This window comes from Limnobacter sp. MED105 (assembly GCF_000170915.1).
GTDB lineage: Bacteria > Pseudomonadota > Gammaproteobacteria > Burkholderiales > Burkholderiaceae_B > Limnobacter.
This window is the reverse complement of sequence record NZ_ABCT01000021.1, coordinates 1-25055: the sequence shown is the minus strand read 5'-3', so window position 1 is coordinate 25055 and position 25055 is coordinate 1. Positions and strand designations below refer to the sequence as shown.

The following is a 25055-nucleotide window of genomic DNA, read 5'->3' as shown; positions in this document are numbered from 1 at the left end:
AATCAATGTCATTCTTTGTGATAATCACTGACTCGTTGTACTTCATTGGCCGAACCCAGCATCACTGCACAGCGTTGGTGTAAATCAGTGGGTTGTATGTCCAGAATTCGCTGGGTTGAATCAAAGCTTTTGCCCCCGGCTTGTTCTACAAGCAAGCTCATCGGGTTGGCTTCATACATCAGGCGCAGTTTGCCAGGTTTGTTGGGGTCACGCAGGTCTTTGGGGTACATAAAAATACCACCCCTGGTCAGCACACGATGCACATCCGCCACCATGGAGGCAATCCAGCGCATGTTGAAGTCTTTGCCGCGCACCCCGGTTTTCCCTTCGAGCAATTCAGCAATATAACGCTGCACTGGCTGATACCAGTGACGCTGATTCGACATGTTGATGGCAAATTCTTTGGTGTCTTCTGGTATGTCCATACTCTCGCTGGTTTGGATATACTGGCCTGCCTCACGGTCCAGTGTAAAGGCCACAACGCCCTTGCCAAACGTCAGTACCAGCGAGGTTTGGGGGCCGTACACCACATAACCTGCAGCCAGTTGTTCGGTACCAGGCTGCAAGAAGCTTTCATTGGTAATTTCTCCCACATCTGGATTGGGTAGGATGGAGAAAATAGTGCCAATCGACACGTTTACATCAATATTGCTCGAGCCATCCAAGGGGTCAAAAAGTACAAGAAATGGGCGATCCGAGTGCCCAGGTACTGGGGAACAGTCGTCCAGTTCTTCAGAGGCCATACCCGCAACAACACCGGTTGCAGCAAGTGCATCCAGAATCATGTCATTGGCAATGATGTCGAGCTTTTTTTGGGTTTCGCCCTGAATATTTTCTGAACCTGCGCTACCCAATACGCCGCCCAGCGCCCCTTTGTGAACCGCAGCAGAGATGGATTGCGATACGTCGGCAATGGCCGAGATCAGCACGCCCATGTGTGCATCGGCATGGTGTTCAAGGTATTGCGCCAAATTCATACTCATTGTTGTCCTCTGTTCAATTCAAAATTAATGGGTAGCAGCGTCTAGCGCCTTGCCAATCACTTCCCGTACATCTGGCGACAATTTGTCTGTGTTTAATATACGTTCTAGTTGTTTGTGCGCTTTTTCTTGCAAAGCGGGTACCAGCTTGGTCCAGCGGTCCAGGCCACGTGCCATTCGCGCGGCAACTTGTGGGTTAATGGTGTTCAGTTCAATGACAAGGTCGGCCCACAGGGCATAACCCTCCCCTGAATGCGAGTGAAACACACTGGGGTTTTGCATCGCGAAAGCAGCCAGAAGCGAGCGAGCACGATTCGGGTTTTTCAGGGTAAAGGACGGGTGTTTCAGTAGTTCACGTACCGCCTGTAAAGTGTTCACGTTTTCATTGCTGGCAGGCACAGTGGCCTGCAACATAAACCACTTGTCAACAGCCAGCGCTTCATTTTTAAAGCGTTCGAAAAACTCCGCCAACTCCGGTGGGTTACCCGGACCGTTGTGCACAATATTGCTCAGTGCAGCCATGCGGTCGGTCATGTTGTTCGAGGCCGCATACTGCAACTTTGCCACATTCATTTCTTCGTCTGCACCAGCTGTCACCAAATAGGCCAAAGCCACATTTTTCAGCGCACGCTGGCTTGCGGCCACTGCATTGTAGTTGTACGGTTGTCCGGTTACGTTGCGTGCCTCATAAATCGCCTTGAAGTCAGCCCCGAAGGTGCATGCCAACAAGTCGCGCAAGGTCGAACGTGCGAAATGCATGGCGACGGGGTCTACCAGTCCGTCGAATGCTTCAAGCAGAGTGCCTTCACTGGGCAACTGCAAGGCCAAAGCCAAAAAGCCGTCTGACAATTGCTTGTCGTTCAGCAAGTTTTCCACAATTTGCACGGCAGCCTGGGTGTTTGTACCGTCGGTTTGCCCGCGTTGCAGGTAAATGTCCAAAATGGCTTTGCCATAAATTTTCTGGCATGCATCCCAGCGGTTGAATGGGTCATTGTCGTGACCTGCCAAAAAGATGAGGTCATCCGTGGTGTGCGTGGTTTGCAGGATAACGGGTGCCGAAAATCCGCGCAGCAGCGAGGGTACTACAGTTGCATCCAACCCAGTGAATACGAATGTTTGCGTGTGCTCAGTAAAGTCGAGTACATCCCCATGTAGGGCACCGGCATTGTTTTCAAGTTGTAGTGGCATATCGCGACCACTGGCTTTTTCTACAAAACCCAATTTCACAGGAATGTGAAAAGCGGGTTTGCTCACTTGACCTGGGGTAGGGCGGCAGTTTTGTTTCAAGGTCAGTGCAAGTTGGCCATTGGTTTGCTTCCAGCTTGCGGATACTTCTGGGGTACCCGCCTGTGAATACCAATGACGAAACTGCTTTAAATCGAGTTCTGGATGCGCTTCCTGCAGGGAAGTTTCCATGGCGCTGACAAAATCTTCGCAGGTCACTGCCTGACCATCGTGGCGTTCAAAATAAATTTGCATGCCACGCTGAAACAACTGCTCTCCCAGCAACGTGTGCTGCATGCGAATAACTTCGGCGCCTTTCTCGTACACAGTCACTGTGTAGAAATTGTTGATTTCCTGATAGCTGTCAGGTCGAATTGGATGGGCCATTGGGCCGGCATCCTCAGGAAACTGTGCGGCGCGCAGCACCTTCACATCTTCAATCCGTTTTACCGCGCGTGCAGAATCTGCCTGCACTTCATCCAGCCCTTCGGCCATCATGTCTGCAGAAAACTCTTGGTCGCGGAATACAGTCAAGCCTTCTTTTAACGAGAGTTGAAACCAGTCTCTACAGGTCACCCGGTTGCCGGTCCAGTTGTGAAAGTACTCGTGGCCCACCACGCTTTCGACGTTCTCGAAATCAATGTCTGTGGCCAGTTCTGGGTTTGCAAACACAAACTTGGTATTGAAAATATTCAAACCCTTGTTTTCCATGGCGCCCATGTTGAAATCGGCTGTGGCCACAATCATGAACCTGTCCAAGTCCAGATCAAGGCCAAACCGTTCACGGTCCCAGTCGATCGACTTCTTCAGGCTCTGCATCGCAAAGTCAGTTTTGTCCAGGTTGCCCGGTTCAACCCACACTTGAAGCAATGCCGGTTTGCCATTGCCTTTCTTTACAGTTTCTTCTTGGCACACAAAGCGACCGGCCACCAAGGCAAACAGGTAGGCAGGCTTGGGAAATGGGTCTTCCCAACGTGTCATGTGCAAGCCCTCCCTCAGCTTCTTTTCCTCTATCAAGTTGCCATTGGACAAACTGACAGGGTGCGTGGCCTCGTTCGCAATCAGGGTGACTGTGAACTGGCTAAGTACGTCCGGACGGTCAGGGAAATAGGTAATACGTCTGAAACCTTGAGCCTCACATTGTGTGAAAAAGTTGCCGTTGGACACATACAGGCCTTCAAGCCGCGTGTTTTGGTCGGGTTGAATGTAGACGGTCACTTCCAGCACGCCTTCTCGGCCGGGTTGATGGATGGTCAGGCCAGTAGGGCTTTGAGTGTAGCGGGTGGTATCCAGCTTTTCACCATTGAGCAGCACTTGATCCAGCTCAAGGTCTTCCCCATCCAGTTCAAGTGGCAAGTTGTCAGGGTATGAATGGTCCCACACTTGAAATTCCAGGCGACTTGCCACCTTGGTGCGCGACGGATTCAGCGTGAACGTCAAATCAGTGCGACTGATCTTGTAGTTCGGCGCTGTGTAATCCTTGCGATAAAAGGTGATAGGTACTTGTGCGTCTCTCATGCCGGGAATTCCTTGTTACTACTTAGTGGTCGTGACCGCAGTCTGGTCCGTGTTTGTGTTCATGAGCGTGCGAATGTCCATGGTCATGATCATGTCCGTGATCATGGTCACAGCAATCGTGGTGTTTCAGTTCCGGCACCACAATTTCCAGCATGGCTGCAGTCAGTGTGCTGAACTTCAATTCAAAATGCTCAAGCATGTGCATGCATTCGTGGCTTGCCACAACGCGCGCGCCGGTTTCATTTAACTGAACCGGCCAAAAGTTCAGGCCAGCCACATGAAGAAATTCTTCAAAGCCTTTCTGGCCTCGCGCTACTTCAAACAGCTCTTCTTTCGCGGCTGCCACAATCGCCCACTCGTTGGTGTTCGACACCAACTTGTCTCCTACTTCCACGGTGTCATGCAGGTGGCAAATCAGTGTGCTGCCATCGGTGGCTTTCACATCGTGAGGCACTTCTTGGCGCTCATCAAAAGTCAGTTCAATGGTTTTCGCATTGCGAAGCAACACAGCAGCCACTTTGTGATTGGCCTTAACCACCTTGTTGTAGACCACATCGTGGTTGTGGCCACAGTCCGGGCCGTGCTCGTGATCATGATGGTGATCGTGTGAATGGTCTGCGCTCATGGCGTGTCCTTCGAGGTAATTTAGTCGCGGAAATTTTCGAAACCCAGGGGTGTCTCGGTTACTTTTTGTTTCAGCAGGGCAATCGCACTTTGCAGGTCGTCGCGCTTTGCGCCTTGAATACGTACGGTGTCGCCCTGAATGCTGGCCTGTACTTTCATCTTGCTGTCTTTGATTTCCTTCACAACTTGCTTGGCCAAGTCTTTGTCCAGCCCGTTTTTCACAGTCACTGTCTGCTTGATTTTATCGCCCGATACTTTCTCTTTCTTGTCAAAAGTCAGGAAGCGAACATCCACATTTCGTTTCGCGCACTTGTTGCGAATAATCTCGGCGACCTGTTCAAGTTTGAAATCATCGTCGGCATATACCATGATGGTGTTTTCATTCAATTCGACTTTGGAATCGGAGCCTTTGAAATCAAAGCGGGTACCAATTTCTTTGTTCACCTGATCAACCGCATTGCGCAATTCGATCAAGTCCGGTTTGCAGACCACATCAAAAGACGGCATAGTTCATTCCTTCAAGCATAATGCCTCATTGTAATCGCTAGACCATCCCCTATGTCAGCCCTCACTGCCACCCACAGCGTCGATCTGCAACCCTTGCACACCTTTGGTTTACCTGCCCGTGCCCGAGAGCTGCGTTTGTTGACCAATCAGGACGATCTAATGGCTTTTGCCCGCGTCAGGCAGGAAGGACAGCCTTTTCTGTTGTTGGGTGAAGGCAGCAATACGGTGTTTACCAGCCCGCAGGTAGACGCAACGATTTGGAAGGTTGCACTAAAAGGCCGCCGATATTTGGGCTGCGATGGGGTTCATCACCATTTGAGGGTTTGGGCTGGCGAAAACTGGCACCACACAGTGGAGTGGACGGTGGCCATGGGCTGGGGTGGGCTTGAAAACCTTGCCTTGATTCCAGGATGCGTGGGTGCAAGCCCGGTGCAGAACATCGGAGCCTACGGCGTTGAACTCAAAGACCGCGTTTCAGCAGTGCACGTATTTGATTTGGATGTTCAAAAGGAATGTATTTTCAATCTGGATGAATGTGAGTTTGCCTATCGCGACAGCGTTTTCAAGCATGCTGCGCAGGGTCGTTATGTGATTACAGCGGTAGATTTCGCCTTGCCAGTGCAGTGGCAGCCCGTGTTGGGTTACGGTGATGTGGCCCAGCGTGTGGCTGGACCGGGAAAACTGACTCCTTTGAACTTGTTTAAGGTGATCAGTGCCATTCGTACCGAGAAGTTGCCAGATCCGGCCGTATTGGGGAACAGCGGCAGCTTTTTCAAGAATCCGATTGTCTCTGAGTCAAAGGTGCAAGCCTTGGTTGAGCAGTTTCCCAACATAGTGAATTACCCGGCTGATCATGGCCAAGTCAAGCTGGCGGCTGGTTGGTTAATCGAGCAGTGTGGTTTGAAGGGGTATGTGTTGGGCGGCGTTGGTGTTTACACTAAACAATCGCTGATTCTTGTCAATTTGGGAAAGGGGCAGGGTGCTGAACTGCGACAATTGATTGAACATGTTCAGGCCCAAGTTCAGGCGCGGTTTGGTGTGTTGCTTGAACCAGAGCCGAATTTGATCGAGATGTAAAAAAAACCGCCACCTTGTTCGGGTAGCGGTTTTTAAAGTTTATTCGCTAATAATCAAATGATTAGCCGCGTTTCAACTTGGCATTGGCTGCAATGCGCAGGCGCAGTGCATTAAGTTTGATAAATCCACCGGCGTCGGCCTGATCGTAGGCACCGCCGTCTTCATCAAAGGTGGCGATTTTTTCATCGAACAAGGAATCCGTTTTTGAATCGCGGGCCACTACGATCACATTGCCCTTGTACAACTTCACGCGTACCCAGCCATTCACGGTGGTTTGTGTTTGGTCAATCAAGGCTTGCAATGCGAGGCGCTCTGGTGCCCACCAGTAACCGTTGTAAATCATGCTGGCGTAGCGGGGCATCAAATCATCTTTCAAGTGCGCCACTTCACGGTCCAAGGTAATTGATTCAATCGCTCGGTGCGCCTTCAGCATGATTGTGCCGCCGGGAGTTTCATAGCAGCCGCGGCTCTTCATGCCCACGTAGCGGTTTTCAACCAGGTCAAGGCGTCCAATGCCATGCTTGCCACCCAAGCGGTTCAGCTCGGTCAGTACCGTTGCGGGGCTCATTTTCTTGCCATTCAGGGCAACAATGTCGCCTTTCTCGTATTCAATGTCCAGGTACTCGGCTTCATCGGGCGCTGCTTCCGGGCTCACGGTCCAGCGCCACATGGCCTCTTCGGCTTCTGCACTTGGGTTCTCCAGGTGGCGACCTTCGAAGCTGATGTGCAGCAAGTTGGCGTCCATGGAATAGGGAGCACCGCCTTTCTTGTGCTTCATGTCGATTTCAATGCCAGCGTCTTCAGCGTACTTCAGCAGCTTCTCGCGGCTCAGCAAGTCCCATTCGCGCCAAGGAGCGATAATTTTTACGCCTGGCATCAAAGCGTAGGCACCCAGCTCGAAGCGAACCTGGTCGTTGCCTTTGCCTGTGGCACCATGTGAAATCGCATCTGCGCCTGTTTCACGGGCAATGTCGATCAATCGCTTGGCGATCAATGGGCGGGCAATCGAGGTGCCCAGCAGGTATTCGCCTTCGTACACGGTATTGGCGCGGAACATGGGGAATACGAAATCGCGCACGAATTCTTCGCGCACGTCGTCGATGTAAATATTCTCGGGCTTGATACCAAACTTCAGTGCTTTTTGGCGTGCGGGTTCAAGTTCTTCACCCTGGCCCAAATCGGCGGTGAATGTCACGATTTCACAGCCATAGGTGTCTTGCAGCCATTTCAGAATGACTGAGGTGTCCAAACCGCCGGAATAGGCGAGTACTACTTTATTGATGTCGCTCATGGTTCTCGATTCAAAAAGGGTTGTTACAGGTCCGCTTACTTGCGGCCCAACAAAAGGAATTCCATCAGGGCTTTTTGGGTGTGCAGGCGGTTTTCTGCCTCGTCCCACACCACACTTTTCGGCCCGTCAATCACTTCGGCCGCCACTTCCTCGCCACGGTGGGCGGGCAGGCAGTGCATGAACAGGGCCTCCGGGTTGGCCACATCCATCATTTCAGTGTCCACCTGAAAGTCTGCAAATGCACGGCGGCGTGCCTTGTTTTCATTCTCGAAACCCATGCTGGTCCATACATCAGTGGTCACCAGGTCAGCGCCTTTGCAGGCGTCCATCGGGTCTTCAAACCACTCATGGTGGGTGCCCTTGATATTGGTTTTCGCCGGGTCGATGTTGTAATCGCTGGGCGTGGAAATATTCACCTTGAAGTCCAGCAGTTCCGCGGCTTGCAACCAGGTGGCACACATGTTGTTGCCGTCACCTACCCACGCCACCGTTTTGCCCTGAATACTGCCGCGGTGTTCAATGAATGTAAAAATATCTGCCAGAATTTGGCAGGGGTGGTATTCATTGGTCAAGCCGTTGATCACAGGCACACGGCTGTTGGCTGCAAAGCGCTCAATGATTTCCTGCTCATAGGTGCGAATCATCACAATGTCGCACATGCGTGAAATAACCTGTGCAGCATCTTCCACTGGTTCACCACGACCCAGTTGTGAGTCTTTGGTGTTCAGGTAAATCGCCGAGCCGCCCAGCTGATGCATGCCCGCCTCGAAGCTAAGCCGTGTGCGCGTGGATGCCTTCTCGAAAATCATGACCAGCGTGCGGTCCTGCAACGGGTAATAGGGCTCGTAGCGCTTGAACCTCGCTTTCACATCGCGAGACGACTGCATCAAATATTCGAACTCGTCTTTGCTGATGTCGTTGAACTGTAAAAAATGTTTGATAGGCATTTTTGTAGACCGGCTTGCCTGGCAGGCCGGTTCCTCCTTAGGCGGATTGTTCAAGAAACGCTTTAATCAATGGGGCCAGTTCCATGGCCAGCGTTTCTGCTTCTTCTTTTTTAATCACCAGTGGTGGCAACAGGCGAACCACATTGTCCCGGGTGACGTTAATGATCAAGCCTTTGTCGCGTGCAATTGCAACCAGCTCGGCACACGGCTTCCACAACTCCACACCCACCATCAGGCCGCGGCCACGAATGTCCTTTACCCCTGCAATTCCAGCCAGTTCTCGCGACAAAACAGCGCGAATCAACTGGCCCATTTGTTCGGAATGGGCCAGCAGGCCTTCTTCTTCCATAATCTGGATTGTGGCCAGTGCCGCCACTGAAACCAAAGGGCCACCACCAAACGTGGTGCCATGCGTGCCCGGCGTGAATACACCAGCTGCAGGACCCCAGGCCAGGCAGGCGCCAATCGGTACGCCCGATCCCAAACCCTTGGCCAGTGTAATGACATCGGGTTGAATGCCAGCGTGCTGGTAGCCAAACCACTTGCCTGTGCGGCCAATGCCACTTTGCACTTCGTCTATCATCAGCAGCCAGCCTTTGGCGGTGCACAACTTGCGCAAAGCTTGCAAGTATTCGGTATCTGCCACATTAATGCCGCCTTCGCCCTGAAGAACCTCAAGCAAAACCGCTTGAATTTCAGGGTTCTCGTCTGCAGCCTGTTCAATGGCCGCAAAGTTTTTGTAGGGTACGCGAACAAATCCACCGGGCAACTCGCCAAAACCAACCTTGGCCTTGGGGCTGTCTGTTGCTGCCAGCGTGGCGAGGGTTCGACCATGCCAGGCACGTTCCATCACGATGATTTTTGCGTTCTCGATGCCTTTTTTGTGACCGTAATATTTGGCCAGTTTGATGGCTGCCTCATTGGCTTCCGCACCCGAGTTACAGAAAAATGCTTCATCCATGCCCGAGATTTCACACAGGCGATCAGCAAGTTTCGACTGCTCAACCACACCATACAAGTTGGAGGTATGGATCAATTTGCCCGCTTGTTCGGCGATAGCTTTCACCAACTTGGGGTGATTGTGTCCCAAACCGTTTACCGCAATACCAGACAAGCCATCCAGGTACTTTTTGCCATCAGTTGACCACATCCAGGCGCCATCACCGTGGGTGAAAGCAATGGGCTGGCGGGCGTAGGTTTTCATCAAGTGGTCTGTCACGGTAAAACTCTCTATCAGCAGTGTTCAGGCAAAACGCGGACTCTAAAAACAAACGCAGCCAATCGGTCGACGTGCGGCTGCGTTGTGCAAAGCGAAATTGTACGACGAATCAAGGCTTAAGGGCTAGTCTTGCCGGTGAGCTCGAGTCCTAAATTCATCAAGATCAGAGGGTAAATGCTTGGCTCTCAGGTATTCATGGGCGACCACCGACAAGCATTCGTAGCTCGGTAGAGGGAAAGTTCTGCCCGAGGTTCGGATATTGTCGATTTTCATCGAGTCGACATTGTCTCGGCTCATCAATGGTTCACCTGGCGCAAGTTCCATCAAAAATGCCTGGGCTTTTGCGGCTACATCGGGAATACCAAACACCAGCGGGTTTTTTCCCACAGCCCGCGCGGAGAGTTTGACCAATTCTTTTAGGGTAAAAATTTCCGTACCGACTAAATCATAGGTGTTGTGCAGGGTGTCTTTGCCTTGATCCTCGACACATGCAAACACAGCCTTGGCCACATCACTGACCGAGACAGGTTGAAAGCGTGCGTCAGCACCGGCCAAGGGAATAAAAGGCGCGATTTTCGCAAGCGAAGCGAACGTATTCAAGAATTTGTCTTCCCGACCAAACACCACGGATGGACGGAGAATCGTCCAGGCCAGTCCGCTGTCCTTGACTACGGCTTCACCATCGGTTTTGGAGCGAAGGTACATCGATGGAGCCGGGTTTTGCACACCCACACCCAAGGCGCTGACATGAACAATCCGTTTGGCACCGTGCTTGGACATCGCTGTGCACAGGGCTTTCGGAAATTCAACATGATTGACTCGAAAGTTTTGACCGTAAGGTTTGCCCGGTTTGCTGTGCAATACACCCAGTAGATTCACAACAATATCCTGTCCCGACACCAGGCGACCCAGTGTGGCGCGATCGTGAATATTCGCTTCAATGATCTGGCAGGTTGGCAGGGTCAGCAAATGCTTTGCTTTGTCATAGCGGCGGGTGGGTACAGTGATGCGGTAACCAGCTTTGGCCAGTTGATTGCAAACAGCTTGGCCCAGAAAGCCCGAGCCACCGATCACCAATACGTTTTTTGTCTTACTCATAGAAACAGCGTTCACCTGATTACTTGGATCCGTAGATGATACCCAGTCTTTGTTTCAAAGGGGTCGAGGCATTGTTCAACAACAGAGAATACGCCACTGTATTGGACATTACGTTCTTCACGTAACCACGTGTTTCGTCAAATGGGATCAATTCTGCAAAAATCGCGCCTTCTATCTTTCTGTCGCCGAGTCTGCGTTTCCAAAGGGCAGGGCGACTCGGTCCTGCGTTATAACCCGCTGAAGCGAGTACCGGCGATTGATCGTGTTGCTCAAAGACCATTTTCAGGTAGCTGGTACCCAAAGTCAGGTTGGTCTCAATTTCCGTAATATCGGCTGGTTTAAAGTCAGACATGCCAATTTTCTTCGCGACATATTTGGCGGTGGCGGGCATGACCTGCATCAAGCCACTGGCGCCAACACCTGATCTTGCAATCGTGACAAAGCGGGACTCCTGGCGAATCAAGCCATACACCCATGATTCATCCACGCCAATTTCCCTGGTTTTCGCTTGCATGTTGTCACGGAAAGGCGTGAGGTATCTCAAGGCCAAGTCATGCTCGGCTTCGGTGCGATCCGCTGCCGCAATGGCACGGTCGTACAACTGGTTGCGTTCTGCCCAAGTTGCCGCTGCAAGCAATTGCCGGTCGTTCATCTGCGCGACTTGCAGGTTAAATTCCCAAAAACCCTCGGTACGCAGGCCTGCATCGTAAAGCGCAAGGGCGCGTAACAGCCCTGGGTGTTTCTTCGCCCAGTCCAGTTCAGCGGCACTCAATAAGTCAGGGCGTTTTGGGGCTGTGACTGTGTCGCCCAGCTCTTCATGCGCCAGTTTTCCATAGAAAGAAAAAGGGCTGCTGGCTTTGATCCATTCTTGCCGGGCTTCAACTAGCTTGCCTGCTTGGGCCAGTGCGCGTCCTCGCCAATAGGCCCAGGCTCTGTCTTCTTTCACATTCGGGCTCATCTCGTTGGTGGCCTGAAGCACGGCATTCCAGTCTTCCAAGAGCAGCGCCGAGCGTACCTTCCATTCTTGCTGTTCCAGGCTCATTGCTTCCAATTTGCTGCGCTTGAAGTAGGTCAGCGCATTTCTGTCCCATACCAGGCCTGCACGGTATCCCACATGCGCCCAAAGCCATTGTTCAGAGCTGGGAGAAAGTTTGCCCTGGTGGTTTTCAGTGATCTGTCGCGCAATGCGCTCATAGTCTTCAACCGCTTTTCTGGCCAGCGCACCCGTCAAGTACAGATCTGTGTCGGTACTGCGACCTGGCGATTTCAAGTATTTATCGGGATTGAAAATGGCCTCTCGCAAAGTCTTGCTGTCAATGGCTTTTCCCCAGGCCGTGTCTTCGAATTCATCAACAAATTTAACCGCGTTGGTCAGCTGGTTTGCAGCCACCATCTGCAGCACATGTCGATCCAGGTCTTGGGCGCTAACGCCGCCCAGTTTGTACAGGTTTTTCAGAAGAACTCGACATGTTTTAGGCAGGCGTTTGTCGAAACTTACAACGGCATCCAGTTTGTACCTGACCAATTGTCCCTGTTCTGCTGCATACATCAGGTCTGCACACTCAACGCCTTGATCTGGTCGGTAGCGCAGGTGTTGTCGCTGCTCTGCAAAATCATTCCACTGTGCGGTACGCGCTAGTTGCTCAAGCCAGTCTCGCCGCAAGGTTTCCGCAGGCCAGCTATTGTCATGTTTGTTCAGCAGAGGCAGAATTTCAGACTTCGCCCACACCACTTCTCGGTCCGGAAACTGTTTCTCCACGCCTTTTTGAAAAAAGCGAAATTCCCAGATGTCCACATAAGGCCTAAATATGCTTTTTTGCGGCAACTCGGAAGTCAAGCGGTTAAACTTGTCATACGCGCCATCAGCATAAGCAGATTTAATCTGTTTGATTAACTCTGCATCCGACTCTTTATTGGCCAAGGCGGGTTGAAATGCCATGGCACCCAAGGCAAGCAAAGGCAGCGAGATCCAGCGTGAAATGTAGTGAGAAATTGTCATTGTTCCTGTCATGAAAAAATCATTGCGGCAAACTGCCTTAGCCTATCGAAATGAGCTGCAGCCCGAAGAAATCAAAGCGTTGAGCCAAGAGATTTCGGCGTCTTTGTCAACTCTACTCCAAACATTCCAGCCTTGCACTGTAGGTCTGTTCTATCCCACACGTCGCGAGCCGAATGTACTGGAGATCATGAATAATTTGGCACTCAAAGGCTTTCACTGGGCTTTGCCTGTATGTTGTGAGTCGCCAACAGGTGCGTTTTTGAAGTTTGCGCAGTTTGCACCCAACGACGAATTGGAACCCGGACGATACGATATTCCAGTTCCAAAATTCAAGTCGTGGGTTCAGCCCGATGTGTTACTGATTCCTTGTCTAGCTTTTCACCGGGAAGGGGCCCGTCTCGGATATGGTGCAGGTTGGTACGATCGCACCTTGAGTCAAATGCCCGAGAAGCCAGTTACTGTGGGCGTGGCCTACGCATTGACTGAATTTCAAGACAATTTTTCAGAACAACACGATGAGCTGCTCGATTACGTATTGACTGAGCGAGAGCTGATTTTCTCTCACTCAGGCACTTCTTAATAACCGATTTGATCCAGAATCGCCAAGGTTGGCTGCGCATTGTTCATGGTGTAGAAGTGCAATCCGGGTGCTCCTTCTCGAATAAGTTGTTCGCACAGATTCGATACAACTTCCAATCCAAATGCGCGAATCGATTCGCGATCATCTCCGAAATGTTGCAAGCGATTGCGCATCCAACGTGGAATTTCTGCACCACATGCATCTGAAAAACGAGCAAGCTGACTGAAATTGGTCACAGGCATAATACCTGGAATCAATGGGATTGAAATTCGGTGTTGAACCTGATCCCGGAAGTACAAAAAGGCATCCAAGTTGAAAAAGTATTGGGTAATTGCAGAGTTCGCGCCGCAGTTCACTTTGTGAACAAAAGCGTCTACGTCGGCCGCCGGGCTTTTCGCTTGGGGATGTGTTTCTGGATAAGCGGCCACCTCAATGAAAAAGTGATCGCCAGTTTCCCGACGAATGAACTCGACCAACTCGCTGGCATATCGAAATGAGCCTGTCTCAAGCATGCCGGAAGGCAAATCGCCACGAAGCGCAACAATGCGCTTAATTCCGTGTTCTTTGTACTGCTTTAGCAATGCGGCTACCTTTTCTTTGGAAGATCCAACGCATGACAAATGCGGTGCTGCTTCCTCACCAGCCGCCTTGATTTCAAGCACAGTGGACAGTGTTCCGTCTTGGGTTGTCCCGCCGGCCCCAAATGTCACGGAAAAAAACTCTGGCTTTCTTTCGGACAGTTTTTCACGCGTGGCGCGCAACTTCTCTGCACCTTCGTCTGTTTTCGCGGGGAAAAACTCAAAGCTGATATTCATCATGGTGTATTCATTCACAGAGTTAGTGGTTGGTCGCAACATCGATACTTTTCGTCGCGTACACAAAATATTCCTGATTGCCGTCGCCACCTTTCAACTCGCACTGGAAAAAATCTTTCACAGTCAAGTCGAGTTGGGCGCAGCAAGTCTTTATATCGTTCTCTAGTTGTTCGATCAGGTCATCGAGATTTTTCACCAAACCATTTTTACCGATGTTTTCCGGCCCAACTTCAAATTGAGGTTTAACCAGAAACAAACCTTCACACCTTGCAGGCATCAGCTTTGCAATATTGGGCAACACCTTGCGCAGAGAGATGAAGCTCAAATCCGCCACCGCCAGGTCAAATGGCATGAATTCTGGTTTCAGCGCGGCAATGTCCTTTTCGAGATCACCTGCATTGATTTTGTACAGGTTGATCCCCTCCAGGGCCATCACAGCTTGGTGTCCTCTCAAGCGAGGGTGTAACTGTTCCCGCCCAACGTCAATACCCACGACACTCGATGCACCTTTCTGAAGTAGGCAGTCAGTGAAGCCGCCAGTGGATTGTCCCAAGTCGATGCAACGCCTTGCGTGAACTTCAATCTTGGTGGTTTCAAGTGCGTGGTGTAATTTCAATCCACCACGGGATACAAAACTGGGTGCATCGCAGTCAATCAATTCAAGAGTCATGAATGGCTCGATCTGCTGCGATGCTTTTTTTACAACAACAGGTGCCTGAACTACACCGTTGCGCACTTGCACTTTTCCTTGTTCGATCAATATTTGTGCCTGCGCCCGTGAGGGACACAGGCCTTTTTCAACCAAGGCAAGGTCAGCGCGCAAAGGTAGCTCTTTCCCTAATTAATAGCGGTAGTGGTCTGGCTTGTAAGGGCCGTCTTGCTTCACGCCAATGTAGCTTGCTTGCGATGGGCTCAGCTCTGTCAGCTGGGCGCCAATTTTCATCAGGTGCAGGCGGGCCACTTTTTCGTCCAGGTGCTTGGGCAACACATACACGCCCACTGGATACTTCTCGTTTTGCGTCCACAGCTCGATTTGTGCAATGGTTTGATTGGCAAAGCTGGAGGACATCACGAACGAGGGGTGGCCTGTGCCGCAGCCCAGGTTCACCAAACGGCCTTCAGCCAACATGATGATGCGCTTGCCATCGGGGAAAATAATGTGATCAACCTGTGGCTTGATGTTTTCCCACTGGTACTTCTTCACGCTGGCAATGTCGATTTCGTTGTCAAAGTGACCAATGTTACAAACAATGGCTTGGTCCTTCATTTTCACCATGTGGTCATGGGTAATGATGTCTTTGTTGCCTGTGGCCGTCACGAAAATGTCAGCTTTGTCAGCTGCATAATCCATAGTCACCACGCGGTAGCCTTCCATTGCTGCTTGCAGTGCGCAAATTGGGTCAATTTCAGTAACCCAAACCTGGGCTGACAGGGCGCGCAATGCCTGTGCAGAACCCTTGCCCACATCGCCGTAACCGGCAACAACAGCCACTTTACCGGCGATCATTACGTCTGTAGCACGCTTGATACCGTCAACCAGCGATTCACGGCAGCCATACAGATTGTCGAATTTCGACTTGGTTACTGAGTCGTTCACGTTGATTGCAGGGAAGGCCAATTCGCCCTTCTTGTGCATTTCATACAAGCGGTGAACACCAGTTGTAGTTTCTTCAGTCACGCCCTTGATCTCTTTCAGGCGTGTTGAATACCAGGTTGGGTCTGTTTTCAGCGTTTTCTTGATTGACTCGAACAGGCAAATTTCTTCTTCGCTGCCAGGGTTGTTCAGTACGCTGATGTCTTTTTCTGCCTTGGTACCCAAGTGCAGCAACATGGTCGCATCGCCACCATCGTCCAGAATCATGTTGGAATAACCACCGTCTGCCCATTCGAAAATGCGGTGTGTGAAATTCCAGTAATCAGTCAGTGATTCGCCCTTGAACGCAAACACAGGAATACCAGCGGCTGCGATTGCTGCGGCTGCATGGTCTTGTGTTGAATAAATGTTGCAAGAGGCCCAACGCACTTCTGCGCCCAGTGCTGCAAGGGTTTCAATCAGCACCGCTGTTTGAATGGTCATGTGCAGTGAACCGGTAATGCGGGCGCCTTTCAAAGGCTGGGATGCAGCAAATTCCTTGCGAATGGCCATCAAGCCAGGCATTTCGGTTTCTGCAATTGCGATTTCTTTGCGGCCAAAGTCGGCCAGGTTGATGTCGGCTACGAAGAAGTCGTTTTCGCCGGTAGCGGTGATTGGTTTTGCAATGGCGTTCATCACGCCCTCCTTTTTAAAGTTCATAAAGAAAGAAGCGTGAGCGCCGTTGTTTATTTCTTGTTCGAGCCTAGCACCCCAAAAAAGCATGGGTGTGTCGCAACGCTCCTCGAACGGCACAAATTGTAACAGGGTTAGCACAGGAAGGCCAAGCGGTATTCAGCCAACCCTTCCTGTAGAACGTCCGTTTAATCAGATACCTGCTGCAGCCTTCAAAGCCTCTGCCTTGTCAGTACGTTCCCAGCTAAATTCGGGTTCTTCGCGACCAAAGTGTCCGTACGCTGCCGTTTTTGCATAAATCGGGCGCAGCAAATCCAGCATTTGTACAATACCCTTGGGGCGCAGGTCGAAGTGAGCGCTCACCAATTCGGTAATTGCACTGTCTTCAATTTTTCCGGTGCCGAAGGTGTTCACCATAATTGAAGTAGGGCGTGCCACGCCGATCGCGTAGCTCACCTGGACCAGACACTTCTCAGCCAAGCCCGCTGCAACAATGTTCTTGGCTACGTAACGCCCAGCATACGCAGCGGAGCGGTCTACCTTGGAAGGGTCCTTGCCCGAGAATGCGCCTCCGCCGTGTGGTGCAGCACCGCCATACGTGTCCACAATAATCTTGCGGCCTGTCAAACCACAGTCACCCTGTGGGCCGCCAATCACAAAGCGCCCGGTTGGGTTCACCAAAAAGTTGATGTTTCCTTTCACCAGTTCTTTAGGTAACACAGGCTTGATCACCTCTTCAATCACCGCCTCGCGCAATGTCGCCAACTCGATGTCTGGCGAATGCTGGGTTGAAAGCACCACGGTATCGATACAGAAAGGCTTTCCATCCACATATTTGATCGTGACCTGGGATTTCGCATCAGGGCGTAGCCAAGACAAGCGCCCGTCCTTGCGAAGCAGGCTCTGACGTTGAACCAGCTGGTGTGAAAGGCTAATGGCCAGTGGCATCAATTCGCGGGTTTCATTCACCGCGTAACCAAACATCAAACCCTGGTCGCCGGCACCTTGATCTAAATCGTTGTCGTGCGCCTTGTCTACACCTTGCGCAATGTCCGGGCTTTGGCGGTCGTAGCACACCATCACCGCACAGCTTTTGTAATCAATACCGAAATCGCCGTTGTCGTAGCCAATGTTCTTCAGTGTCTCGCGCGCGACGTCGATGTAGTTTACTTGGGCAGTGGTCGTGATTTCACCGGCCATCACCACCAGACCAGTGTTGGTCAGTGTTTCGGCAGCTACACGTGCTGTGGGGTCTTGTTCGAGAATCGCGTCTAGAACCGCGTCAGAAATTTGGTCGGCAACCTTGTCCGGATGGCCCTCCGACACGGACTCAGAGGTAAAGAAAAATTCGTTAGACATTGAAAAGCTCCAATAAAACAAGGGGTTATTACTGCCGCCATGTTCAATTGAAGCCCGGCGACGCTTTAGCAGATTTGTTTTAGTTCGCCCCGCAAGTTGTCATTTAACTCAGCGAACTTGAGAAATATACAACATTTGGGGACGAAGGCAAAGCGCGTACTGGTTACAATCTGCCCCATGATCAAAAATTTGTTTAAAGCGTTGTCAGTTTTTCCTTTGCCTGTCCTGCACGCACTTGGTGCGTGGTTGGGGTGGGCGGTATATGGTTTGTCGGCCAGCTACCGTCGCAAAATTGAAATTCACTCCAAAATTGCTTTTCCACATAACGAATCAGCGCGTCTCGGTGCTGTGAAGGGCTCCGTCAAGCATGCTGGAATGGCGCTACTGGAGCTCCCTTTTCTGTGGGGTTTGTCTACGCAGCGGGGCGCAGCGAGATGTACTGACATAACCGGCTGGGACGTTGTTCAAAGGGCTCAAGCAAAAGGGAAAGGCATTATTTTTTTGACTCCGCACATGGGGAGTTTTGAGTCAACCGCCCAAATTTTTTCAACCCGTGCACCCATCACTGTGTTGTATCGCCCAAATCGCAAGGCGGAACTTCAAGATATTATCGAAGACAGCCGTGCGCGCGACAACGTCGCTCTGGCTCCCACCACGCTTGGGGGTGTGAAAATCCTGCTCAAGGCGCTGAAAAGAGGGGAGGCAGTCGGCATGTTGCCTGACCAGGTTCCCGCTCAGGGGGAGGGGGTTTGGGCTCCCATGTTTGGTCAGCCCGCATACACCATGACTTTGCCTGGCCGACTCCACCATGCGACTGGCGCATCAATTGTTTTGGCCATTGGTTACAGGAAGCCGGGCGGACAAGGTTTTTGCCTCGAGTTGTATCAAGGCCCCGAGTCGCTCAGTGAGGATCCTGTCGAGGCCGCCGCACAAGTCAATGCGGCTATGGAAAAGCTGATTCTGATGCATCCTGAGCAGTATTATTGGGGCTATGAACGTTACAAACCTCCCAAAGGCCAACAGGGCCAGCAAGGGCAATCGTGACTCAATTTTTGATCTCAATCTGGTTCGCACTTGCGCGGCTACCATTTTCTGCCTACAGGCTGATTTCCTCGTCAATCTCGATGTTGTTGGCTATGCTCTTGTTCGCCTTGGCTCGTGAACGCCGAACCGTGGCACTCACGAATCTTGCTCTGTGTTTTCCTGACGCGGCGCAGCTCCAGCGCATCCGTTGGGCTGTGGCTCACATTTACCTTTACTTACGCACCTTTCTGGACCGGGCTTGGTTGTGGGCAGGCAATGAAAAAGTAGTACGTGATCGGGTGCTAATTGAAAACCCGGATGCTTTGAGCGTTCTTGATTCGACATCGCCAACCATTTTTCTGGCTCCACATTTTTTGGGACTCGATGCAGCATGGAGTCGCCTGTGCCTTGAAATCGATATGGTTACCATGTATTCAAACCAGAAGAATCCGGTGTTGAATTCGCTGATATTGGAAGGACGTTCCAAGTTTGGAGATCAATTGCTGTTGTCTCGCCAACAGGGTGTGCGTCCATTGCTGGCCGCCATGAAAAAAGGGCGTCCTTTGTACTATCTGCCCGATATGGATTTCGGTGAGCGCGACTCTGTGTTTGTTACCTTTTTTGGCGTGAAAGCCGCTACTGTTACGGCGGTGGCTCGGCTGTCCAAGTTGCTTCAGGCGCAGGTCGTGCCGGTCACGACCAAATATAGCAATGGGCGTTACAGCATTCATATTCATGAACCCTTGCCTAACTTTCCATTGGACGATGACACTCAATCCACGCAAGTTATGAATCATCACATTGAGTCTTGGGTGAAAGACAACATTCCGCAATACTTGTGGTTGCACAAGCGGTTCAAAACCCGCCCGGCTGGCGAGTCCAGAATATACTGACACCTGAATCAAATACACCACGGTCTGTGACAAAGCGACGATGGCAAATTCGAACATACTCAAGTTCACCAAAATGCACGGTGCGGGCAACGATTTCGTTGTGCTGGATAACTGTGCGAATCAAATAGATCTCAGCCCCGGGTTGATCAAGCGCCTTGCCGACCGTCATTTTGGTGTTGGCGCTGATCAGGTGCTTGTTGTCGAGTCCTCCGAGCTTGCCGATTTCAAGTACCGAATCTTCAATGCAGATGGACAAGAGGTTCAGCAGTGTGGGAACGGAGCGCGCTGTTTTGCCCAGTACGTGTTTGACAAAGGGCTGACGGATAAAAATCAAATCACTGTGGAAACCCTCGCGGGCATCATCCAGCCCGAATTGATCAAACACAATTGGGTCAAAGTGAATATGGGGCCGGCCGAGCTTAATCCTGAAAAGGTGCCATTCATTGTAGAGGGCCTTGCCAGTCGAAAGGCGGGGGGCTTGATACAGTACAGACTACCAGTTGACTTGGGTCCTGACTTGGAAGAATTGTGGGTCGGAGTCGCTTCCATGGGCAATCCTCATGTCGTTATTCTTCTGGATCAACCAGCCTCCAATGATTTAGTTCAGCGCTTAGGCGCCACACTTGAGTCTCACCCCCGTTTTCCCGAAAGGGTTAATGTGGGTTTTCTTCATATCGTCGACCGCAGTCGTGTTCATCTTCGTGTCTATGAGCGCGGGGTGGGTGAAACCCTCGCCTGTGGAACCGGAGCCTGCGCGGCTGCCGTAGTTGGCATGAAAATGGGGCTCATTGCCGAGCAGGTAGATGTGGTCAAAGCCGGCGGAACCCTCACCATTGAATGGAGTGGTCAGCAGGACAGTGATGTCTTGATGACAGGCCCAGCACAAACTGTTTTTGAAGGAGAGTTTTACTTATGACTGACGAGGCCATTCAGGTTGCCGATTTTCTGAAAGCACACCCTGATTTTTTAATCAAGAATCCGGGTATTCTCGCTTTTATCAAATTGCCTGAGCAAAGCACCGGGAACGTCGCATCGCTGCATGAGCGTCAAGTTCAAACCATGCGTGAAAAGGTTAAATCTCTCGAACACCGCGTGGTTGAAATGACGCACGCAGCTGTTGAGAATCAAGCGATTATTGACAACCTACAATCGATTACCCGCACTTTGCTTACAGTCAAAAACTCTGCAGACTTGCCCACAGTGTTGGTTGATGCAATCAAGAAAAAATTTGTAGTTCCCATGGTTCGTTTGCAACTTTGGAGTGAGGACAACTCTGCCGCTAGCAACTCTGATAAAACGCTCATCGATGGCATGAAAAGTCTTTACTGTGGATTTTCCGAGAATGCGCCAACACTCTCGGTTTTTCAAGGCGAAGAGGTAGCCCCGCGCTCAGTGGTATTGATTCCTTTGCGTATTGGTGCCAGTCCTGTGACCTTCGGCTGTCTGGGGTTTGGTTCACCTGATAAAGACCGCTTCTCGCCAACTTTGGAAACCGATTTTTTGAACACTCTGGCTGAAACCGCATGCGCCGCGCTGAGCAGACTCCAGAACACTCAATCCTGATCCAGCGATATCTGGATTTTCTGCGCCTTGAGCGGCGTTACAGCGATCACTCCGTAAAAGCTGCTCAGCGTGACTTGTCATTGATCGACACGCCCCCAGGGCAGGTTACCACCACAGCACTTAAGTCGATCCTTGCACAGCGTCACGCAGCCGGAGCTGCACCTGCGAGCCTGGCCCGTTTGGCCTCAAGCTGGCGCGGATTTTTCAAGTATTTACTGAATAACGGTATTGTCGAAGTTGACCCCACTTTGGGGCTGAAAACCCCCAAATTGACAAGGTCTCTGCCCAAAGCGGTAGGGGTTGACCCCTTGGCTGCCCTGCTCGCCAAACCACTTCCGCAAGAGTTTCGTTTCGCCCAAGCTCATGTTCTAATTGAATTACTCTATTGCACCGGGCTGCGAATCAGTGAAGCGTTAACGCTTCAGGCTGAAGCCTTGAATGGATCAACAGAATTGAGAGTTGTCGGCAAGGGTAACAAGGCTCGCATTGTGCCTGTGGTCGACGCACTGCAAGCCCGCCTCAGAGAGTTCGTTGAGCCCCGTCAGATCCATCTTCTCAAACTAGGAAAAGGGCAGGGAGCCTCTTTGTTCGTATCGGCCAAAGGGCTGGCGTTAACTGCCAGACAAGCTCAACGAGATATTGCAGACCATGCTGCCAAGTGCGGTTTGGGGCAACATTTGCATCCCCATATGTTACGTCACTCGTTTGGAAGTCATTTGTTGCAGGGCACTCAAAACTTGCGAGCCGTTCAGGAATTGCTCGGGCATGCGTCCATTGCATCAACGCAGGTCTACACTGCACTTGACTTTGACCATCTTTCAAGTGTTTATGACAACGCCTTTCCGCGTGCCAAGTGAAGGTTTCTGCTTTTACAGCGCCGAGAGCAAACGTGTTGCTGCCACACCCATAGTCTCATTGCCTTGGCGTGTTGTGTCCTTGGCAATCAGTCGGCTCAGCATTCTTGAGGTGTTGTGGGTAGGGTCATTTGCACTGAATTTTTCTCGTGCCTGAATCATCGATTCAATCACGTAATCGGCGTCACTCCCTGCATTTTCCTTGGCGTAAAGAATGGCCACTGTGTCGGCAAACAGTTCTTGTTTGTAAACCATTTCTGGTTTTGGACCAAAACTCCCCGTATTTTGAATCCCTCGGAACTCGTCTTCATTCACCTCGTAGTTGACCACGAAAGAGCGGCTCTCTCTAAAACAGTGCCCCATTTCGTGCGCCACAGATGCAGCAATAATTTGTGGCCAATGCGAGCGATTGTTTTCGTTCAAGAATCTCCCCCACTGCGCCCATGCTGTCTCATTCGTGTTCACGATGACTACGCATTTTCCATTGGCATAAGCCAAAGCACCGAGCGGCGTTGGTTCAGGTCGTTCAGTCACGATCAAGGAGGGTTTGGTTCGCATTTCCGCCTCCAGTTCCGTCATGACTTCCCTGGCAATCTGTTCAACTTGGTGTGCAGGCAATTGAGTCAGGTTAATTGAGCCAAAACCTAAACCTAGAGAGAGAAGAAATGACAGCATGGCTAAATCCAAGCGTTGAACTTGAATTCAGTTTCTGCCTTTCAATGGGATTTCTTTTTAGTGAAAAAAGCCTTATAAATCAGGCTTTTCTCTCAAAGTAGGAGTCTGCAAACTGCACCATGTAAGAACTTCCTTTACAAGTTCTTTCCCGTTGAGAATCCAAGATTGCCATCGCAACGCATGGTCGTGTAATTCGGGCAGATGTGGCAAAAGTGCAGTCCATGCATCTCCAAAATCAATTTCCAGGTCAATTCCATTCCACGCCAACCAGCAGTTCCAGAGCGCCAGTCTGCAATCCGTACCAAGCCCGCTGGCGTATAGGTCGTAAAAACAGACAAGTTTATCCAGGTGCGCGTCGTCTTTGGTCGGGTAAATTTGCCAAACAAATGGTCTGCCGGCCAGTTGAGCTCTCACAAATGAGTCTTCTCCCCTCACAAACAACACATCATATTGCGCCAATAACTCATCAAATTCACTTTGAGCAACGAAGGGAACAAGGCTTGCGCAGTCCTCCGGTTCTGGCGGTAAAACATTCCCGGCCAATCCAATTTTTATCGCGTACTCCGTAGAGTTCATTGAGTTGCAGGCATCAATCAGCTTTCGAATAGGCGCGGTCGGATAGGCGAAAACGAAAACATTGAGACCTGTATTGCTTGTCGATTGCCGTTTTCCAGCCAAACGAGTCGGGTAGTCACAGTGAATCAGTCCACCTGTTTTGTCAGTAAAGCCAGGGTAAAAAAAAGTAGTGACATGACCGGTGCCAGGGTCTACTGAAGTACTTAAGTGAAAGTGCTCAATCCATTTTTCAGACGAAAGGTAATCAATCAGCAACCAAGGCGTGTGGGGGAACTGGCGTTTTAATATTAAATCGAAGCGTAATAGTGTTTGCTCGCTTGAGGTTCCGAATGGTTCCAGAATTAAGTCTAGGCTATGTCGCTTCTCGATTTCTAGGTCGGTTTTGTTGGCATCAATAAGCGTCAGATTGTCATTGTCCCTATACGGGTATAGCGCCTGAAAAGTGGCTGATTCATCGTGAAACAAATCGACATGATGACCTCTCGCAGCCAGTGCTTTCGCCAAGCGAAGCGAAAAGCCCGCATCGCCGAAATTATCGATTACCTTGCAAACAATCCCGATGTGCATAGAGTTTCAAGCCGGAAAATACAAAGGGCCCCAACGGGGCCCCAGCAAATCCACCGTGTTGTGGATCATTTACTTCACTCGGGCACGATATTCTGCAGTGCGTGTGTCAATTTCAATCTTGTCACCAATTTCAACGAACGCAGGCACCTGAATTTCAAAACTTGTAGGCTTGATTCGGGCTGCTTTCATGATTTTTCCTGACGTGTCACCACGCACGGCGGGCTCGGTGTATTCCACTTCGCGCACCAAGCTGGTTGGCAGTTCAACGGACAAGGCTTTGCCGTCATAGAAAACCACTTCGCATTCCATGCCGTCGTCCAGGTAATTCAGTGCGTCACCCATGTTTTCGGCTTCCACTTCGTACTGGTTGTATTCTGCATCCATGAAAACATACATGGGGTCTGCGAAATAGGAATAGGTCACTTCCTTGCGTTCCAGCACCAACAGTTCGAACTTCTCGTCCGCCTTGTATACGCTTTCCATGCCTGCACCAGTCAGCAGGTTTTTCATTTTCATTTTTACAACGGCGGCATTGCGGCCCGATTTGTTGTATTCGGTCTTCAAAACCACCATGGGGTCTTTGCCAACCATAACCACGTTGCCTAGGCGAACTTCTTGTGCTGTTTTCATGAGTTTGATGAGGATTTAAAATTCAAGCCCCGTATTGTACTCGAAGTGTTTGTTCACACAACACACTTTCGAGTTCGCACCGAGGGCCGGTTAAATGTTGAAAAATTACAATAAAGCCGTCCTATTCACACTGCTTTTGAGTTGCTCCGATTAAGGACCGGGCTCGGATCTATCTCTATATAGGAACCTGCCGCCAGGTCCGCCGGTAATTCGTATGGGCCCACCGAGCGGCGGTGTAGTCCATCAACATGATTGCCAACGGCGGCTACCATTCTTTTGACCTGGTGATACTTCCCGGTAGTAATACCCAATTCCAGCCTCCCGTCCGCTAGTAAGGTAGCTCTGCTGGCATAAATAATCTCAGGTTCGTCATCGAGGTCCACGCCCTCAAGCAATCGTTGTAATTGCAAGTCAGAGAATGGGCGCGCGCCAGTCACCTCATAAATCTTCTCTATTTCTTGTTTGGTGCCTACCTTGCCACTAATAAGCCGGTGAATAAACTGACCGTCATCAGAAAACAATAAAAGCCCCGTGGTGTCTACATCAAGTCGACCAGCGGCCTGCAGGCCGCGCTTTATATAGTGTTTGGGTAATAAATCAAATACAGAAGGGTTGTGGCTGGGCAGATGGGAAGTCTCATAGCCAGCGGGTTTGTGCATCAACACATATTTGTACTGGGTAATTTCAAAGCTTTTCCCGTCGATTAACAGGGTGTCCCCCAGAGAAATTTCATCTATTTCGGGGTCGATCTGAATTCCGTCGCGAAAAAT

The 25055-nt window shown here is 50.8% G+C and carries 24 protein-coding genes and 1 riboswitch; of the genes, 7 read left to right on the top strand and 17 right to left on the bottom strand.

Annotation, left to right across the window (positions count from 1 at the left end; all coding sequences use genetic code 11):
- Positions 1 to 8: 8 nt before the first annotated feature.
- The 4 genes from LMED105_RS14380 to LMED105_RS14365 are packed head-to-tail and all read right to left on the bottom strand — an operon-like array spanning position 9 to position 4853.
- Positions 9 to 983: a class 1 fructose-bisphosphatase gene (locus LMED105_RS14380; RefSeq protein WP_040513641.1), complete on the bottom strand. Its 975-nt coding sequence runs from the start codon at positions 981 to 983 to the stop codon at positions 9 to 11.
- A 24-nt stretch (positions 984 to 1007) separates the two neighbouring features.
- Positions 1008 to 3722 (bottom strand): aminopeptidase N, encoded by a 2715-nt coding sequence (pepN, locus tag LMED105_RS14375; RefSeq protein WP_008252661.1) that lies wholly within the window; start codon positions 3720 to 3722, stop codon positions 1008 to 1010.
- Positions 3723 to 3744: 22 nt separating this feature from the next.
- The gene (locus tag LMED105_RS16940) at positions 3745 to 4347 is read right to left on the bottom strand and encodes a hypothetical protein (protein WP_008252660.1); all 603 of its coding nucleotides are present in this window, start codon (positions 4345 to 4347) and stop codon (positions 3745 to 3747) included.
- Between the two features lie 20 nt (positions 4348 to 4367).
- Positions 4368 to 4853: a YajQ family cyclic di-GMP-binding protein gene (locus LMED105_RS14365; protein WP_008252659.1), complete on the bottom strand. Its 486-nt coding sequence runs from the start codon at positions 4851 to 4853 to the stop codon at positions 4368 to 4370.
- A 51-nt stretch (positions 4854 to 4904) separates the two neighbouring features.
- Between LMED105_RS14365 and murB the strand changes: the two genes are divergently transcribed.
- Complete coding sequence (gene murB / locus LMED105_RS14360; protein ID WP_008252658.1) at positions 4905 to 5930, top strand: UDP-N-acetylmuramate dehydrogenase; 1026 nt, start codon at positions 4905 to 4907, stop codon at positions 5928 to 5930.
- Between the two features lie 61 nt (positions 5931 to 5991).
- Here the strand turns inward: murB and LMED105_RS14355 are convergent, their stop codons facing one another.
- From LMED105_RS14355 to LMED105_RS14335, 5 genes are all read right to left on the bottom strand, one after another.
- On the bottom strand, positions 5992 to 7221 hold the full coding sequence (locus tag LMED105_RS14355) for an argininosuccinate synthase (protein ID WP_008252657.1): 1230 nt from the start codon (positions 7219 to 7221) through the stop codon (positions 5992 to 5994).
- Positions 7222 to 7256: 35 nt separating this feature from the next.
- Positions 7257 to 8168 carry an ornithine carbamoyltransferase gene (gene argF / locus LMED105_RS14350; RefSeq protein ID WP_008252656.1) on the bottom strand — a complete coding sequence of 304 codons (912 nt, stop codon included), beginning with the start codon at positions 8166 to 8168 and terminating at the stop codon, positions 7257 to 7259.
- A 37-nt stretch (positions 8169 to 8205) separates the two neighbouring features.
- Positions 8206 to 9387, bottom strand: a complete 1182-nt coding sequence (locus LMED105_RS14345) for an aspartate aminotransferase family protein (protein WP_040513640.1) — start codon at positions 9385 to 9387, stop codon at positions 8206 to 8208.
- A 123-nt stretch (positions 9388 to 9510) separates the two neighbouring features.
- Entirely contained in the window at positions 9511 to 10485 is a 975-nt protein-coding gene (locus LMED105_RS14340; protein WP_040513638.1) for a complex I NDUFA9 subunit family protein, read from the bottom strand.
- Positions 10486 to 10504: 19 nt separating this feature from the next.
- A complete protein-coding gene (locus tag LMED105_RS14335) occupies positions 10505 to 12484 on the bottom strand; it encodes a lytic transglycosylase domain-containing protein (RefSeq protein WP_050771256.1) in 1980 nt (659 codons plus the stop codon).
- Positions 12485 to 12494: 10 nt separating this feature from the next.
- On the opposite strand from LMED105_RS14335, the gene LMED105_RS16540 reads away from it, so the two are divergent.
- The gene (locus LMED105_RS16540; protein WP_008252651.1) at positions 12495 to 13064 is read left to right on the top strand and encodes a 5-formyltetrahydrofolate cyclo-ligase; all 570 of its coding nucleotides are present in this window, start codon (positions 12495 to 12497) and stop codon (positions 13062 to 13064) included.
- On the opposite strand, the gene metF is transcribed toward LMED105_RS16540, so the two are convergent.
- The 4 genes from metF to metK form a co-directional block, all read right to left on the bottom strand.
- On the bottom strand, positions 13061 to 13921 hold the full coding sequence (metF, locus tag LMED105_RS14325; protein WP_008252649.1) for a methylenetetrahydrofolate reductase [NAD(P)H]: 861 nt from the start codon (positions 13919 to 13921) through the stop codon (positions 13061 to 13063). The two genes, LMED105_RS16540 and metF, sit on opposite strands and share 4 nt — an antisense overlap.
- Positions 13902 to 14702, bottom strand: a complete 801-nt coding sequence (locus tag LMED105_RS14320; RefSeq protein ID WP_008252647.1) for a TlyA family RNA methyltransferase — start codon at positions 14700 to 14702, stop codon at positions 13902 to 13904. Before LMED105_RS14320 ends, metF begins: the two co-directional genes overlap by 20 nt.
- A gap of 18 nt (positions 14703 to 14720) precedes the next feature.
- Positions 14721 to 16148, bottom strand: coding sequence for an adenosylhomocysteinase (gene ahcY, locus LMED105_RS14315; RefSeq protein ID WP_008252645.1), 1428 nt, complete (start codon positions 16146 to 16148; stop codon positions 14721 to 14723).
- Positions 16149 to 16179: 31 nt separating this feature from the next.
- Positions 16180 to 16262, bottom strand: a riboswitch (S-adenosyl-L-homocysteine riboswitch).
- 75 nt (positions 16263 to 16337) lie between these two features.
- On the bottom strand, positions 16338 to 17504 hold the full coding sequence (gene metK / locus LMED105_RS14310) for a methionine adenosyltransferase (protein WP_008252643.1): 1167 nt from the start codon (positions 17502 to 17504) through the stop codon (positions 16338 to 16340).
- Positions 17505 to 17681: 177 nt separating this feature from the next.
- Between metK and LMED105_RS14305 the strand changes: the two genes are divergently transcribed.
- Genes LMED105_RS14305 through LMED105_RS14285 form a run of 5 tightly spaced genes read left to right on the top strand, consistent with a single transcriptional unit; the run spans position 17682 to position 21840 of the window.
- Positions 17682 to 18548: a lysophospholipid acyltransferase family protein gene (locus tag LMED105_RS14305; protein ID WP_008252640.1), complete on the top strand. Its 867-nt coding sequence runs from the start codon at positions 17682 to 17684 to the stop codon at positions 18546 to 18548.
- A complete protein-coding gene (locus tag LMED105_RS14300; protein ID WP_198006868.1) occupies positions 18545 to 19420 on the top strand; it encodes a lysophospholipid acyltransferase family protein in 876 nt (291 codons plus the stop codon). The genes LMED105_RS14305 and LMED105_RS14300 overlap by 4 nt, the downstream gene beginning before the upstream one ends.
- 40 nt (positions 19421 to 19460) lie before the next feature.
- On the top strand, positions 19461 to 20336 hold the full coding sequence (gene dapF / locus LMED105_RS14295; protein ID WP_008252634.1) for a diaminopimelate epimerase: 876 nt from the start codon (positions 19461 to 19463) through the stop codon (positions 20334 to 20336).
- On the top strand, positions 20333 to 20983 hold the full coding sequence (locus LMED105_RS14290; protein WP_008252632.1) for a DUF484 family protein: 651 nt from the start codon (positions 20333 to 20335) through the stop codon (positions 20981 to 20983). Before dapF ends, LMED105_RS14290 begins: the two co-directional genes overlap by 4 nt.
- The gene (locus LMED105_RS14285; protein WP_008252631.1) at positions 20944 to 21840 is read left to right on the top strand and encodes a tyrosine-type recombinase/integrase; all 897 of its coding nucleotides are present in this window, start codon (positions 20944 to 20946) and stop codon (positions 21838 to 21840) included. Before LMED105_RS14290 ends, LMED105_RS14285 begins: the two co-directional genes overlap by 40 nt.
- Positions 21841 to 21852: 12 nt before the next feature.
- Here the strand turns inward: LMED105_RS14285 and LMED105_RS14280 are convergent, their stop codons facing one another.
- The 4 genes from LMED105_RS14280 to LMED105_RS14265 all read right to left on the bottom strand — a co-directional run.
- On the bottom strand, positions 21853 to 22512 hold the full coding sequence (locus LMED105_RS14280; RefSeq protein ID WP_040513634.1) for a hypothetical protein: 660 nt from the start codon (positions 22510 to 22512) through the stop codon (positions 21853 to 21855).
- A gap of 72 nt (positions 22513 to 22584) precedes the next feature.
- Positions 22585 to 23655 carry an elongation factor P maturation arginine rhamnosyltransferase EarP gene (gene earP, locus LMED105_RS14275; RefSeq protein WP_008252627.1) on the bottom strand — a complete coding sequence of 357 codons (1071 nt, stop codon included), beginning with the start codon at positions 23653 to 23655 and terminating at the stop codon, positions 22585 to 22587.
- A gap of 69 nt (positions 23656 to 23724) precedes the next feature.
- Positions 23725 to 24285, bottom strand: coding sequence for an elongation factor P (gene efp, locus LMED105_RS14270; RefSeq protein ID WP_008252626.1), 561 nt, complete (start codon positions 24283 to 24285; stop codon positions 23725 to 23727).
- Between the two features lie 125 nt (positions 24286 to 24410).
- A partial coding sequence (locus LMED105_RS14265) for a pseudouridine synthase (protein ID WP_040513633.1) occupies positions 24411 to 25055 on the bottom strand: 645 nt, incomplete at its 5' end.

Coding starts and splice junctions, on each gene's coding strand:
- LMED105_RS16940 (WP_008252660.1), bottom strand. CDS start 4,347: ATGAGCGCAGACCATTCACACGATCACCATCATGATCACGAGCACGGC.
- LMED105_RS14355 (WP_008252657.1), bottom strand. CDS start 7,221: ATGAGCGACATCAATAAAGTAGTACTCGCCTATTCCGGCGGTTTGGAC.
- LMED105_RS14335 (WP_050771256.1), bottom strand. CDS start 12,484: ATGACAATTTCTCACTACATTTCACGCTGGATCTCGCTGCCTTTGCTT.
- LMED105_RS14280 (WP_040513634.1), bottom strand. CDS start 22,512: ATGCTGTCATTTCTTCTCTCTCTAGGTTTAGGTTTTGGCTCAATTAAC.
- dapF (WP_008252634.1), top strand. CDS start 19,461: ATGGCAAATTCGAACATACTCAAGTTCACCAAAATGCACGGTGCGGGC.
- LMED105_RS14365 (WP_008252659.1), bottom strand. CDS start 4,853: ATGCCGTCTTTTGATGTGGTCTGCAAACCGGACTTGATCGAATTGCGC.
- ahcY (WP_008252645.1), bottom strand. CDS start 16,148: ATGAACGCCATTGCAAAACCAATCACCGCTACCGGCGAAAACGACTTC.
- metK (WP_008252643.1), bottom strand. CDS start 17,504: ATGTCTAACGAATTTTTCTTTACCTCTGAGTCCGTGTCGGAGGGCCAT.
- efp (WP_008252626.1), bottom strand. CDS start 24,285: ATGAAAACAGCACAAGAAGTTCGCCTAGGCAACGTGGTTATGGTTGGC.
- earP (WP_008252627.1), bottom strand. CDS start 23,655: ATGCACATCGGGATTGTTTGCAAGGTAATCGATAATTTCGGCGATGCG.
- LMED105_RS14380 (WP_040513641.1), bottom strand. CDS start 983: ATGAGTATGAATTTGGCGCAATACCTTGAACACCATGCCGATGCACAC.
- LMED105_RS14290 (WP_008252632.1), top strand. CDS start 20,333: ATGACTGACGAGGCCATTCAGGTTGCCGATTTTCTGAAAGCACACCCT.
- LMED105_RS14305 (WP_008252640.1), top strand. CDS start 17,682: ATGATCAAAAATTTGTTTAAAGCGTTGTCAGTTTTTCCTTTGCCTGTC.
- LMED105_RS14340 (WP_040513638.1), bottom strand. CDS start 10,485: ATGAGTAAGACAAAAAACGTATTGGTGATCGGTGGCTCGGGCTTTCTG.
- metF (WP_008252649.1), bottom strand. CDS start 13,921: ATGTTGCGACCAACCACTAACTCTGTGAATGAATACACCATGATGAAT.
- argF (WP_008252656.1), bottom strand. CDS start 8,168: ATGCCTATCAAACATTTTTTACAGTTCAACGACATCAGCAAAGACGAG.
- pepN (WP_008252661.1), bottom strand. CDS start 3,722: ATGAGAGACGCACAAGTACCTATCACCTTTTATCGCAAGGATTACACA.
- murB (WP_008252658.1), top strand. CDS start 4,905: ATGTCAGCCCTCACTGCCACCCACAGCGTCGATCTGCAACCCTTGCAC.
- LMED105_RS14285 (WP_008252631.1), top strand. CDS start 20,944: ATGCGCCGCGCTGAGCAGACTCCAGAACACTCAATCCTGATCCAGCGA.
- LMED105_RS16540 (WP_008252651.1), top strand. CDS start 12,495: ATGAAAAAATCATTGCGGCAAACTGCCTTAGCCTATCGAAATGAGCTG.